Source organism: Halosaccharopolyspora lacisalsi (assembly GCF_014137975.1).
Taxonomy (GTDB): domain Bacteria; phylum Actinomycetota; class Actinomycetes; order Mycobacteriales; family Pseudonocardiaceae; genus Halosaccharopolyspora; species Halosaccharopolyspora lacisalsi.
Window position 1 is genome coordinate 33425 of sequence record NZ_JACGWZ010000004.1, and the last position, 12787, is coordinate 46211.

The following is a 12787-nucleotide window of genomic DNA, read 5'->3' on the forward strand; positions in this document are numbered from 1 at the left end:
CTCAGGCGAAGGTGCACACGGCTATCACGATCGTGGTGGCCAGCTCGCTGGAGGCTCCGAGCACGTCGCCGGTGATCCCGCCGAACCTGTGCCGGGCATGACGGGTGAAGCTCCAGAGCGCGGCGGCGCTCAGCGCCACGGCGAGGACGCCGACCCACGGTGCGCCGGGCAGGACGAACGCGCCCAGCACACCCAGCACGCACCACCACGCGGTCACCGTCCAGGTGGACTGGGAACCGGCGACCAGGGAACCCATGCCCTCCGGCCGGGCGGCGGGAAGGCTGCGGCGGCAGCACAGCAGGAAGGCACCCCGCCCGACGGCCGGAGCCAGCACCACGGCGCCCCAGGCGCCCGTCCGAGCGAGCTCGGCGAGCCCCACGGCCTGCACGCCCAGCACGAGGGCGAGGGCGACCACGGCGAAGGGTCCGGTGCTTCCGTCGCGCATCACCGACAACGCCCGTTCCGGCGGCCCGTAGCACCCGAGCCCGTCGACGGCGTCTGCCAGGCCGTCGACGTGCATCCCGCGAGTGAGCACCACCAGTGCCCCCACCGTGAGCAGCCCGGCCAGCAGGGGTGGGGCCGAGAGCGTGGTCAGTCCCCACAGCAGGGCGGCACCGACCGCACCGAGCAGGGCACCGACCACGGGGGCGAATCCGATAGCCCGGCGACACGTGCGAGCGGTCACTTCGTCGACGGAGACCGGCAGCACGCTCAGCCAGGACAGGGCGAGCCGCAGGCCCGTCAGAACAGCTCCTCGGAACGCTGTTCGGCCGATGGGGCGGTGGACTCGGCCTCGGTCGGGCTGCCGATACCGGCTTCGGCGAAGGTGGCCATCTCGTCCAGCACTCGTACCGATGCGGTCACGAGGGGAAGCGCGGCCAGCGCTCCGGAGCCCTCGCCCAGGCGCATGTCCAGCTCCAGCACCGGTGCGAGATCGAGGTGATCGAGCACCATCGTGGCTCCCGGCTCGGCCGAACGGTGTCCGGCAAGCCACCACTGCCGGGCCCCCGGCGCCAGTTCCTCGGCGACCATCGCCGCGGCACCGACGACGACGCCGTCCAGCACCACCGGAGTCCGGCGCAGCGCCGCCTGGGCCAGGAAACCGGTGAGCGCCGCGATGTCGGCTCCCGCGGCCGTGCGCAGCAGGGCCATCGGATCGTCGACCACCTTGCGTGCCCGCCGCAGCGCGTCCCGGATCGTCGTCGTCTTGCGCATCCACGCGTTGTCGTCGATGCCCGTGCCCCGACCGACCACGGCCACCGGCTCGTTCGCCGTCAGCGCCGCGATCAGCACGGCGGACGGAGTGGTGTTGCCGATCCCCATGTCTCCGGCCACGAGCAGGTCCGCGCCGCCGTCGATCTCCTCGTCGGCGATCGTGCGCCCGGCCGTCACGGCCGCGTGCGCCTGTTCGGTGGTCAGGGCGTCGTCCTTGTCGATGGCCCCGGAACCACGCCGCACCTTGTGCGCGGCGACGACCTCCGAAGTGTCGCCGTTGACGGCCATGTCCACCACGCGCACGCTCGCGCCGGCGTTGGCCGCGAGCGCGTTGACCGCGGCACCTCCGGTGAGGAAGTTCGTGACCATCTGGCCGGTGACCTCGCTGGGATAGGCGGAGACACCGTCGGCGGCCACCCCGTGGTCCCCGGCGAAGACCACGACGCGGGGGCGGGAGAAGGGGCGCGGGGGGCACGTCCCCTGGCGGGCCGCGACCCACACGCTCAGCTCTTCCAGTCGGCCCAGCGAGCCCGCCGGCTTGGTGAGCTGCTGCTGCCTGGCCACCGCCTGACGTCCGGCCTGTTCGTCGGGCTCCCGCACCGCACCGAACTCGATGCGGGGGTAGCCGGACGCGGTGCTCGACTGGGGTGAATCGGGCACGGTGGACAAACACCTACCTTCGTCGTCGTGTCCCTCAACGCAGCCGCAGTGGCACACCGGCCACCAGCAGCAACACCTCGTCACAGGATTCGGCCAGGGATGCGTTGAGAGCTCCGAGCTCGTCTCGGAAGAGTCTTCCAGACCGCGTCGAGGGAACGATGCCCAGGCCGACTTCGGCCGAGACCAGCACGAGCCGGGCGGAGCAGTCCGCGACGGCCCCGACCAGCGCTTCGCGGCGCTCGGAAACCACTTCCAGCGCCGCCGGGTCGCGTTCCCAGGCGACGGCGTCGTCGAGGGCTCCGGTCAGCCAGGTTGCGAGGTCGTCGACCAGCAGGGCCGGATCCGTACCCGTCGCGGCGCTCAGGGTCGTGCGCAGGTCGTCGGGCTCGCCGGCCTCCACCGTGCGCCATCCCCGTGGACGGCGTGCGACGTGGGCGGCGATCCGCTCGGTCCACTCCGCGTCGTCGGGGGCGGGACGTGAGGTGGCCACGTAGGTCACGGGTTCCTCGGCCGAGAGCAGCCCCTCGGCGTGGGCCGACTTGCCCGATCGCGCCCCGCCCAGCACCAGGGTGCGGTGGCTCACGGGGTGGTGGTGTGACGCGGATCGGTCTCGGGCAGCTCGCCGAACACCTCGTCGATCTTGTCGAGGACGTCCTGACCGAGCCGGACGCCCGCCGCACCGGCGTTGTCGGTGACCTGCTCGGGACGGGAGGCGCCGATGATCGCCGTCGAGACGTTGCTGTTCTGCAACACCCAGGCCACGGCGAGCTGTCCCAGGGACAGTCCGAGGTCCGCGGCGATGGGCTTGAGCTGCTGCACCGCGTCGAGGACCTCGTCACGCATCCATCGGGAGATCATGGTCGACCCGCCGGACTCGTCGGTGGCGCGTGAACCGGCGGGTGGTTGCTGGCCCGGCAGGTACTTGCCGGTCAGCACGCCCTGGGCGATGGGCGACCACACGATCTGGCCCATCCCCTCGCGCTCGCAGGTGGGCACAACCTGGGACTCGATGACCCGCCACAGCATCGAGTACTGCGGCTGGTTGGAGATCAGGGGGATCCGCAGCTCGCGGGCCAGTTGCGCGGCTCGGGTGATCTGTTCGGCGTTCCACTCCGACACGCCCACGTAGCCGACCTTGCCCTGGCGCACCAGGTCGGCGAAAGCCGTCATGGTCTCCTCCAGCGGCACCGTGCGGTCGAACCGGTGCGCCTGGTAGAGGTCCACGTAGTCGGTCTGGAGCCGGCGCAGCGAGGCGTGGCACGACTCCATGATGTGCTTGCGGCCGAGACCGCGGTCGTTGTGCCCCTCACCGGTGGGGAAGAAGACCTTGGTGAAGATCTCCACGCCTTCCCGCCGCACTCCGGACAGGGCACGTCCGAGCACGGACTCCGCGCGTGTACCCGCGTACACGTCGGCGGTGTCGTAGGTGGTGATCCCGGCGTCGAGAGCGGCACGGACGCACTCCTGCGCCTGCTGCTCCTCGATCTGGGAACCGTGGGTGAGCCAGTTGCCGTAGGCGATTTCGCTGACGGTGAGACCACTGGTGCCGAGCCGACGAAACTCCATGTTCTCGACCCTAGATCCACCGGAAGGAATCGGCACCCCTGGGTGGTGTTCAGCCGATCTTGTCGGCGTCCTTGGGAGTGACGCGGGGCCGGGGCACTCGCAGCTTGCGGATCTGCATCGCGCGGGTGAAGGAGTACCAACCGAGGGCGAACGAGCGGTCCTTGGCGTCGGGGTACTTCGCCCGGACCCGTTTGTTGACCACCCAGCCGAGCATCGTGCCCTCGAAGATCATGGTCAGCAGCAGCACCAGGCAGGCCAGCGTGGCGTACTGCTGCACGACGAGGTTCTGCACCAGCGTGGTGGCGAACACGATGAGCACCAGCGGCATGAACAGGCCCATGAGGTGGCGCCGCGAGTCGACGATGTCGCGCGCGTAAGCCCGCACCGGTCCCCGGTCGCGGGGCATGAGGTATCGATCGTCACCGGCCATCATGCGTTCGCGCCGCTCCGCCGCGGCCTTGCGCCGGTCTTCCTTGTTGGCGCGGTTGCCGCGGTTGCGCTTCATCGCCTCGCGCTGCGTTCGCGGTGGCGGCGGTACGGGGCCGCGGCGCTTGTTCTCGGCCTCTCGGCGCTTCGGGGTCGGGCGCCCCTTGCCCTGGGTGGTGCGGTCGGAGGCCTGCTCCGTCGACGACGTGTCCTCGCTTCGGGACTCGATGGTGGCCTGCTCGGTACTGCTGCGACGAAGAAACCTCACGCTGCCAGGGTATGTGATGACCGCGGATCAGGAACGACCGTCCCGGGGTGCGCTTTCGACCAGGCCTAAGTCATCCGCTCTCCAATCAGTGGAAGCTCCGACGTTCGCGCCGGGGAGGAACCGATCCTGAGCGGCACTGTCTTCCACGCGAGAGCGCTGCTTACTCAGGGCCGGTGATCTTGTAAAGTGATCTGTGCGCGGACGGCGTACAAGTGCCGGGTGTACCCGGGCTCCGAGCAGGAGGCCCAGCTGGGGCGCACGTTCGGATGTGTGCGCCTGGTGTGGAACAAGACCCTCGACCAGCGGCACAGCCGGTTCCACATCGAGGGGAAGAAGACCTCGTACAAGGAAACGGACGCGGCGCTGGCGGCGTGGAAGCGCACCGACGAGCTGGCGTTCCTCTCCGAGGTCTCCAGCGTGCCGCTGCGACAAACCCTGCGGCACCAGCACGTCGCGTCCTCCAATTTCTTCGCCGGACGAGCGAAGTACCCCGGGTTCGAGAACCGCCCCGGGTGTCAGTCGGCGCACTACGCCCGAAGCGCGTTCCGCCTGCGCGGTGGAGCGCTGACGCTGGCCAAGCGCACCGCCCCGCTTGAGTTCGTGTGGTCCTGGAACGACATCGATCCGACTGCGATCAACCCCACGATGGTGGTGGTGTCGCGTGATCCGGACGGGCGCTGGTACGTGACCTTCCAGGTCGACGCCGACGATCCCGAACCGCAGCCGGAAACCGGGCACGCGGTCGGTGTGGATCTCGGGGTGAAGGATTTCGCGGTCACCAGCGACGGTGAGCGCATCGCCAACCCCGGGCATCTGGACCGCAAGGCCCGCAACCTCGCCCGCTATCAGCGGCGCATGGCTCGCAAACAGCGCGGGTCCAACAATCGGCGCAAGGCCCGGGCGAAGGTCGCCCGCGCGCACCGCGAGGTCCGCCACGCCCGCCAGGATTTTCTGCACAGCACCTCTACGAACCTCGTCCGCGGGTGCCGACGTGATCGTCATCGAGGACCTCTCCGTGGACGGCATGTCCCGCTCAGCGCGGGGCACCGTCGACCAGCCCGGCCGCAACGTCACGGCGAAGGCCGGGCTGGACCGGTCGATCCCGCGATGCCGCGCTGGGCGAGTTTCGACGCCAGGTGGAGTACAAAGCCGCACGTGCGGGCAAGCGCGTCGCGGTCATCGAGCGGTGGTACCCGTCGTCGAAGACGTGCTCGCGCTGCGGGTACCTGCTGAAAAACTGAAGCTTGCCATCCGGCGCTGGACGTGCCCGGACTGCCGCACCCGACACGATCGGGACCACGACGCGGCCAAGAACATCCTTGCGGCTGGTCGATCCGTAGCCGGGCAACAGTCCGGCGAAGCCTGTGGAGCTGGCATCGGACGGCAAGGGTCCTCCCTTCCGCCATCGGCGACGAAGCAGGAACCCACGGGCGCGAGCCCCACGGGAATCCCCACCTCTTGAGGGTGAGGGAAGTCAAAGTCGCGTTCCACGGCGTCGGGTGGCGTACCTGTGTCACCATGTGAGGAGCAGGACAGGCTGTGAGCTACCCAGGGGGCGGCCCTCGGGAATAGTTCGGTCAGCGGCGATGTTGCTCGTCACACGACCGGACTGTTCAACGGCCGAAGTCCGGTGAGTGGCCACGGGAATGAGTGGTCAACACGGCAGCGGTCGCGACGTCGGTCGCGACGCCCGCCGTCACGCCCAGCCAGAACGCAAGGGAGAGCCATGACCGCCCAGGACACCACCATGGAGACCGAGGCGCCCGCGCACGGTGTCACGTTGACCGACTCGGCGGCCGGCAAGGCCAGGAACTTGCTGGAGCAGGAGGGGCGCGATGACATGCACCTGCGCATCGCCGTCCAGCCGGGCGGCTGTGCCGGGCTGCGTTATCAGTTGTTCTTCGACGAGCGCGTCCTCGACGGTGACGCCACTCGTGACTTCAACGGCCTGAACGTGGTCGTCGACCGGATGAGCGCTCCCTACGTGCAGGGCGCCGTGATCGACTTCGTCGACACCATCGAGAAGCAGGGCTTCACCATCGACAACCCGAACGCGGGCGGCTCCTGCGCCTGCGGTGACTCCTTCCACTAATAGAGTCTTTTGAGAACGGCTTGCGCAGCGGTGCTGGTGGGGCGATCCCGACCGGGCCGACTGCGTGCACGGATGTGAAGCGGCTGCGCCGCTTTCTGAAATGCCCCGAAGCCGGACGCTGGGAGCGGTTCCCCGCCGAATGGCGGGGAACCGCTTCAAGCATGTCTAGCCCCGGATGATCCGGAGCTCCTCCGCGCCGACCGAGACCTTGTCGTCGACGGTGAGTTGGCGGCCTCGCCGGGTCTCGACGACGTCGTTGACGAGTACTTCGCCCTCCTCGAGCAGGGCCTTGGCCTCCGCCCCGTGCTCGGCGACTCCGGCCAGTTTCAACAGCTGCCCCAGCCGGATAGTGCTGTCGCTGATCTCCACTTCGTGCATGCCTCCATTGTGCTGGGCGGGCCGTCTCGTCCTCGCGGCCAGCCGCAACAGCCGCCGCACGAGTGATCTGCAAATTCTTGCGGTAATTCATGCAGCTCAAAGTGTCAAAAACTTGAGTATTGACTTTCGCTGAGAAAGTAATTGTCATCGTGCTGCACGTCACAACAAGGAGGCAGTGCGATGCGATTACGTGCTTTGACCCTGACCACAGCGGTCGTGAGCTCCGTTGTGGTGCCGGCTGCGGCGGCACCACAACGGACGAACACCGAGGCTCGACCTCTCGCGGCGACCGAGGGGCCGATCGTGCAGATGTTCGGGTGGCCCTGGGACTCGCTGGCCGAGGAGTGCCGGAGCTCGCTCGGTCCGAGCGGCTACGCCGCGATCCAGGTGTCCCCACCCACCGAGCACGTCCAGCTCGCCGGCGAGGGGTACCCCTGGTACGAGGACTACCAGCCGGTGAGCTACGAGCTGCGGAGTCGGCGCGGCGACGCCGAGCAGTTCGGGAACATGGTCTCGGCGTGCAACGCGGCCGGGGTGAAGGTCTACGTCGACGTGGTCCTCAACCACATGTCCGGTTCGGGTTCGCAGGGATCGGGCCCCGGCAGTGGCGGTACGGAGTACGCGAAGTACGACTACCCGGGCACCTACGTCGACTCCGACTTCCACGACTGCCGTCGCGACATCGCCGACTACACCGACAAGTGGGAGGTCCGGAACTGCGAGCTGGTCGGGCTCGCCGACCTGAAGACGGAGTCGACCGAGGTCCGTGACACCCAGACCGCCTACCTGAACGAGCTGGTCGACATGGGTGTCTCCGGGTTCCGCGTGGACGCGGCCAAGCACATGGCGCCCCAGGACATCGCGGCCGTCGTCGACGGGCTGCACAAGACTCCACCGGGAGCCACGCCGTACGTGTACCAGGAGGTGATCGCGGACGCGACCACCTCGGCCTCGGAGTACACCGGCCACGGTGACGCCACCACGTTCGCCTACACCGACAGGGTCGCCGGCGCCTTCGCCGACGGATCCGTCTCCGGGTTGCGAAACCTTCCGGACGAGTTGTCGCTGAAAAGCGAGCAGGCCGTGGTCTTCGTGGCCAACCACGACACGGAGCGCAGTTCACCGACGCTGACCTACAAGGACGGGGCCGCCTACGACCTGGCCAACGCCTTCGCCATGGCCTTCCCGTACGGCACCGCCAGGGTCCAGTCGGGATTCGACTTCGGGAGCAACACGGATGCGGGACCGCCCTCCGACAGCAACGGCTTCACCGAGCCGGCCGGTTGCGGAGATGGCAGCGCCTGGGTGTGCACGCACCGGCATCAGCTCGTCGCGGGAATGGCCGGGTTCAGCAGTGCGGTGAGCGGCGCCGGAGTCACCGACTGGTGGGACAACGGCAGCAACCTGATCGCTTTCGGGCGCGGTGACGCCGGATTCGTCGCGTTCAACTCCGGTGGCGCCCAGGGTTCGGCGCGGGAGCAGGTGACCAGGGAGTTCACCACGTCCTTGCCCGCCGGTACCTACTGCGACGTGATGACCGGCCGGTTCGAGAACGGAGAGTGCACCGGCGAGGCCGTCGAGGTGAGCTCGGACGGAACCTTCACCGCGATGGTGGAGGCGAACTCCGGCGTGGCGCTGCACGAGAACGCCGAGCTCGGCAGCTGACCCACCGGGGCAGCGGGTCGGGTGGGAGCCGCGGCTCCCACCCGACCTCGTCGTCGAACCGCTGATCAGCCCTTGACGCTGCCGGCCGAGAGCCCGGTGACGAGGTAGCGCTGGACGACGTAGAACACGGCGACGGCGGGAACGGCCACCAGCACCGAGGCGGCGGCGAGGTGTCCCCACTGAGCCCGGTTCTGCTGGACGAACAGCTGGAGACCGACGGCGAGGGTCTTGGACTCGGTGCTGGCCGAGAGGAAGGCCGAGGCGAAGGCCACCTCGCTCCAGGCCACGATGAACGAGTAGAACCCGGTGACCGCCAGTCCCGGCTTGGCCAGGGGCAGTATCAGCCTCCAGAAGACCCCGAACGGCGAGAGCCCGTCCACCCGCCCGGCCTCGTCGAGATCGGCGGGCACGGAGTCGAAGTACCCCTTGAGCATGTAGGTGCAGAACGGGATCGCCGTACTGCAGTAGACCAGCACCAGCCCGGTGGTGCTGCCCTGCAGACCGAGCTTCAGCAGCAGGTTGTACAGCGGCACGATGAGCACCGCGAACGGGAACATCTGCACGACCAGGAACGAGAGCAGTAGCGCGCGGCGCCCCGGGAAGGAGTGGCGGCTGGCGACGTAGGCGGTGCTGGCCGCCATCAGCACGCCCAGCACGGTCGTCAGCGAGGCGATGGTCACCGAGTTGGCGAACCAGGTCAGGAACGCCCCGTTGCGGCCGGAGAGGATGTCGACGTAGTTGTCCAAGCCGGACTCGTCGAACAGCGACGGTGTCGGTTCGACCGCCTCGGAGTCGGGCTTGAACGAGACCACGAGGATCCAGAAGACGGGGAGCACGGCGATCAGCGACGTGCCGATCATGGTGGCGTGCAACCCGATGCTCGCCCGGCGGGAGCGCCGCCCGCGCCTCCGGCGGGCTCGCCCGCCGGAGGCGCGACTGCGGCCGAGCGCGGTGGTGTCGATGGTCATGGTCACAGGTCCTCCCCCTGCTTGCGCATCACCCGCCGGTGAATGGTGGCGAACACCAGCAGGACCGACAGGATCAGCACGCCGTAGGTCGACGCGATGGCGTAGTCGCGGGTGGCTCCGGCGAAGAACCGCTCGAAGGCGTAGGTGACCAGGATCCGCGTGTGGGGGTTGTTCCCGGTCATCAGGTAGATCACCGGGAACATGTTGAAGGTCCAGATCACTCCGAGCAGCACCACCGTTCCGGAGACCGGCCGCAAGCCGGGAAGAGTGACCTCGCGGAACCGCTGCCACGGTGTGGCCCCGTCGATCTCGGCGGCTTCGTAGAGCTGCGGTGAGATCGACTGCAGGCCGCCGAGCAGGGCCACCATCATGAACGGCACGCCCAGCCACACGTTGACGGTGATGACCGAGACCAGGGCGAGGTTCGACTGCCCCAACCACACCTGAGGTGGTAGCCCCACCGTCTCCAGTAGCCAGTTGACCGGTCCGAATCGGGCGTTGAGCAGGTATTTCCAGGCGAAGGCGCTGACGAACACCGGCACGGCCCACGGCAGGATCAGCAGCACGCGGTACAGGCTCCGCAGCCGCATCCGGCGGTGCAGCAGGACGGCCAGGGCCAGGCCGATCGTGTAGTGGAAGAACACGCAGGCGAACGTCCAGATCAGCGTCCTGGCCAGCGTGGCCCAGAACGAGCCGTAGGCGGAGCCGCCCGACAGGATGTTCAGGTAGTTGGTCAGCCCGACTCCCCGGTAGGTCGCCGGGCGGTCCAGCACGGGATTGGCGATGTTGTTGGCGTTGATGTCGGTGAAGCTGAAGTACAGCCCCTGCAGCAGCGGCAGTACCACCAACGTGCCCAGGACCACGACGACCGGCAGCGTCATCGCGTAGACGTACCAGTACCGCTCGAGGAAACGGGCCGCACGGCCGCGCCCACGGGTGCGTGCGGTGCCACTCGCGGTGGCGGGTGAGGTGACGACCATGATGGGTCCTTGCACCGCGCTCAGTTCCGCGAGTACTCGGGTACGACGACTTCCTCATAGCGGGTGGCCAGGGAGTCCGCTGCTTCGCGCGGGCTGCGCTTGCCCGCCAGGATGTCGGCGTAGGCCGTCTGGAGGGGTTTGAGCAGTTCGTTGCCCTGCGGGATCCAGGCGCGCTCGTGAGCGTCGTCCAGCAGCGGTGCGAACTCGCTCACGACGGGGTTCGAGCTCACGGAGGGATCGTCGTAGACGGATTCGCGGGTGGGGAGCAAGCCCAGTTCGGCGGCGATCTCGGCCTGTGCCCGCGGGCTGCTCATGCACTCGACGAACTCGACGGAGTCCTCGCCCGAATCGCTTCCCTGCCGGATGACGTAGTCGTGTCCGCCGACGGGTGAGTTGGCCACTCCCGGCGGGCCCGGAATCGGGGCGACTCCCAGGTTCTCACCCCCGGAGAACAGCTCGGACTCGAACAGCGTGGGCGTGACCCACGGGCCGTCGATCATCATGGTCACCTCGCCGGAGGTGAACGCCGCTTTCATGTTCGTGTACGAATTGGGCTGGTCGAGGGCGGTACGAGCGGCCTCCGCCTCCAGCAGCCGTTTGGCGATGCCGAGGCCCCGAACACCGGCCCCGGAATCCACCGTGATCGTCTTGGACTCGACGTCGACCAGGGAGCCGCCGGTCGAGTACAGGAACGGTAACGCGTAGTACTCGTCGTTGTTGATGAACAGCGCGCTGTCGCCGCCGAGCTTCGGGGCGATGCTCTTCAGCTCCTTCCAGGTCTCCGGTGGGTCCACACCGGCCTCGGCGAGCTCGCGCTCGTTGTAGAACAGCGCGAGGGTGTCGGTGACCTGGGGGACGCCGTAGCTCTTGCCCTGGTGACGGGTCGATCGCAGCGGTACGTCCAGAAAGTCCGCGGTGCTTCGGCTCAGGCGGGTTCCGGAGAGGTCCTTGATGAGTCCGCCCTGGGCGAGCTGGGCGACCCAGCCGACGTCGGCGCGCAACACGTCCGGTCCGTTGCCGCCCTGGGCGGCGGTCTTGAAGTTGTTCAGCGCCTGGTCGTAGGCCACGTTCTCCACCGCGACCCGGTAGCCGCCCCTGCGGGCGCAGTCCCGGGCGAGCTCGGTGAACACCGGGTTTTCGGCGGGGCCGCTGGTGTCCCAGTACACGACCGCGTTCGGGTGCTCCGTTCCGCCCGACCCGCACGCGGTGAGGACGAGTGCGCCGGTCAGCACCACGGCGGTGGCTCTGGCGAGGTTCTTCGGTCTCATGAGGGCCTTCCCTTCAGGCCGGTTCGACCTTGCTTGCGCAAACTTGTGCAATTTTTTGCACAAAGAGTGTTGTTGATTGCATACCAGAAGAGAAGGCAAGTCAAGGGAATAAGATATTTTTCCGTGTCATTCCATGATCCAATAATTATTGACGTCGACATGTGATTGCAAATACTTGCGTGCTCGTGCAGGATTGCCCCGTCGAGTGCACAGCTGAGCGAAGGAGTTCGGGAAGTGGCCGGTCTGTCCGATATCGCCAGGGCGGCCGGCGTGAGCGTGTCGACCGTCAGCCGGGTCCTCAACCGCCGCGCCGGGATCAAGGAGGGCACCAGGCAACGCGTGCTGGACGTCCTCAACGAAATGCCGCACACGGCACGCGGGATGGAGGCCCTGCGACGCACCGGGGTCATCGGGTTGCTGGTTCCCGAGCTGTCCAACCCGGTCTTCCCGGCTTTCGCCGAGGCGCTGGAGACGCGGGCCTCTCGCGCCGGCTACGCCTCGCTGCTGTGCAACACGCGCGCGGTCATGAGTGAGCAGGACTACGTCCGGATGCTGCGTGCCCGCGGGGTCGAAGCGATGATCTTCGTTTCGCCCGCCATCGCCAACATCGATCCGAGCGCCGGGACGAGGCCGCCACGCGGCTATTACGAGCGGTTGTTGTCCGAGGGAGTGCACCTGGTCTTCGTCAACGGTGGGACTCCGGCGCTGGAGGTGCCCGACGTCGCCGTCGACGAGCAGCTGGCCGGCTACACCGCCACTCAGCACCTGCTCGAACTGGGACACAGCAGGATCGGTTTCGTCTGCGGCCCCTCCCAGGCGCTGCCCTCGCGACTCAAGCAGGCGGGATGGTCGGCGGCTCTGGAGGAGGCCGGGGCCGTGGCGGACCCGAACCTCGTCGCCCACGCCCCCTTCGGCGCAGAAGGGGGCGGGCAGGCCATGTCCGAGCTGATGGACACCGCACGACCGACGGCCGTGCTGTGTTCGTCGGACCTCATGGCTCTCGGCGCGATGCGCGAAGCGCGGCGCCGGGGAGTCTCCGTCCCCGAGAACCTGTCGGTGGTCGGCTTCGACGACATCTCGCTGGCCTCGTACTGCGCACCCGCGCTGACGACGTTGGCCCAACCCATCGAGGAGATGGCCAACGCCGCCGTCGACGAGCTCGTGCACCGCCTCGATCCGGACCGACCCGATCGTGCGCCGGGCGGTCACAGCCGGGTGTTCCGTCCCCGGCTGGTCGTACGGGAATCCACCGCCCCGCTCGGCACCGAGTGACGGGGCTCCACGACTGCGAGGAGGAACGG

14 protein-coding genes and 1 pseudogene are annotated in these 12787 nt (G+C 68.3%); 6 read left to right on the forward strand and 9 right to left on the reverse strand.

Features of this window, described 5'->3' with window-relative positions:
• Nucleotide 1 precedes the first annotated feature (1 nt).
• From cobS to FHX42_RS14290, 5 genes are read right to left on the reverse strand one after another with little or no spacing between them, the layout of a single operon-like run.
• Nucleotides 2-775, reverse strand: coding sequence for an adenosylcobinamide-GDP ribazoletransferase (cobS, locus tag FHX42_RS14270; protein WP_328796252.1), 774 nt, complete (start codon nucleotides 773-775; stop codon nucleotides 2-4).
• Nucleotides 742-1875, reverse strand: a complete 1134-nt coding sequence (gene cobT, locus FHX42_RS14275; protein ID WP_407926243.1) for a nicotinate-nucleotide--dimethylbenzimidazole phosphoribosyltransferase — start codon at nucleotides 1873-1875, stop codon at nucleotides 742-744. The genes cobS and cobT overlap by 34 nt, the downstream gene beginning before the upstream one ends.
• 34 nt (nucleotides 1876-1909) lie before the next feature.
• Nucleotides 1910-2458 carry a bifunctional adenosylcobinamide kinase/adenosylcobinamide-phosphate guanylyltransferase gene (gene cobU, locus FHX42_RS14280; protein WP_182544890.1) on the reverse strand — a complete coding sequence of 183 codons (549 nt, stop codon included), beginning with the start codon at nucleotides 2456-2458 and terminating at the stop codon, nucleotides 1910-1912.
• Nucleotides 2455-3441 (reverse strand): aldo/keto reductase family protein, encoded by a 987-nt coding sequence (locus FHX42_RS14285; RefSeq protein ID WP_182544891.1) that lies wholly within the window; start codon nucleotides 3439-3441, stop codon nucleotides 2455-2457. Before FHX42_RS14285 ends, cobU begins: the two co-directional genes overlap by 4 nt.
• Nucleotides 3442-3490: 49 nt before the next feature.
• Nucleotides 3491-4135: a DUF3043 domain-containing protein gene (locus FHX42_RS14290; protein ID WP_182544892.1), complete on the reverse strand. Its 645-nt coding sequence runs from the start codon at nucleotides 4133-4135 to the stop codon at nucleotides 3491-3493.
• A 219-nt stretch (nucleotides 4136-4354) separates the two neighbouring features.
• Between FHX42_RS14290 and FHX42_RS14295 the strand changes: the two are divergent.
• From FHX42_RS14295 to FHX42_RS14300, 4 genes and pseudogenes are all read left to right on the forward strand, one after another.
• Nucleotides 4355-5065: pseudogene (locus FHX42_RS14295) on the forward strand (RNA-guided endonuclease InsQ/TnpB family protein); the annotation flags it as partial.
• Between the two features lie 206 nt (nucleotides 5066-5271).
• A complete protein-coding gene (locus tag FHX42_RS27085) occupies nucleotides 5272-5376 on the forward strand; it encodes a zinc ribbon domain-containing protein (protein ID WP_328796129.1) in 105 nt (34 codons plus the stop codon).
• Nucleotides 5343-5597, forward strand: a complete 255-nt coding sequence (locus FHX42_RS27090) for a zinc ribbon domain-containing protein (RefSeq protein ID WP_328796131.1) — start codon at nucleotides 5343-5345, stop codon at nucleotides 5595-5597. The genes FHX42_RS27085 and FHX42_RS27090 overlap by 34 nt, the downstream gene beginning before the upstream one ends.
• Nucleotides 5598-5861: 264 nt before the next feature.
• The gene (locus tag FHX42_RS14300) at nucleotides 5862-6227 is read left to right on the forward strand and encodes a HesB/IscA family protein (protein ID WP_182544893.1); all 366 of its coding nucleotides are present in this window, start codon (nucleotides 5862-5864) and stop codon (nucleotides 6225-6227) included.
• A 165-nt stretch (nucleotides 6228-6392) separates the two neighbouring features.
• Here FHX42_RS14300 and FHX42_RS14305 read toward each other — a convergent pair whose 3' ends face one another.
• Complete coding sequence (locus FHX42_RS14305; protein WP_182544894.1) at nucleotides 6393-6605, reverse strand: RNA-binding S4 domain-containing protein; 213 nt, start codon at nucleotides 6603-6605, stop codon at nucleotides 6393-6395.
• Between the two features lie 180 nt (nucleotides 6606-6785).
• Here FHX42_RS14305 and FHX42_RS14310 point away from each other — a divergent pair, with 180 nt between their 5' ends.
• The gene (locus tag FHX42_RS14310) at nucleotides 6786-8270 is read left to right on the forward strand and encodes an alpha-amylase (protein ID WP_182544895.1); all 1485 of its coding nucleotides are present in this window, start codon (nucleotides 6786-6788) and stop codon (nucleotides 8268-8270) included.
• A gap of 65 nt (nucleotides 8271-8335) precedes the next feature.
• On the opposite strand, the gene FHX42_RS14315 is transcribed toward FHX42_RS14310, so the two are convergent.
• The 3 genes from FHX42_RS14315 to FHX42_RS14325 are packed head-to-tail and all read right to left on the reverse strand — an operon-like array spanning nucleotide 8336 to nucleotide 11486.
• A complete protein-coding gene (locus FHX42_RS14315) occupies nucleotides 8336-9238 on the reverse strand; it encodes a sugar ABC transporter permease (RefSeq protein ID WP_182544896.1) in 903 nt (300 codons plus the stop codon).
• Between the two features lie 2 nt (nucleotides 9239-9240).
• Nucleotides 9241-10218, reverse strand: coding sequence for a carbohydrate ABC transporter permease (locus tag FHX42_RS14320; RefSeq protein ID WP_182544897.1), 978 nt, complete (start codon nucleotides 10216-10218; stop codon nucleotides 9241-9243).
• 20 nt (nucleotides 10219-10238) lie between these two features.
• Entirely contained in the window at nucleotides 10239-11486 is a 1248-nt protein-coding gene (locus FHX42_RS14325; protein ID WP_182544898.1) for an extracellular solute-binding protein, read from the reverse strand.
• 234 nt (nucleotides 11487-11720) lie between these two features.
• Between FHX42_RS14325 and FHX42_RS14330 the strand changes: the two genes are divergently transcribed.
• On the forward strand, nucleotides 11721-12758 hold the full coding sequence (locus FHX42_RS14330) for a LacI family DNA-binding transcriptional regulator (RefSeq protein WP_182544899.1): 1038 nt from the start codon (nucleotides 11721-11723) through the stop codon (nucleotides 12756-12758).
• Nucleotides 12759-12787 lie beyond the last annotated feature (29 nt).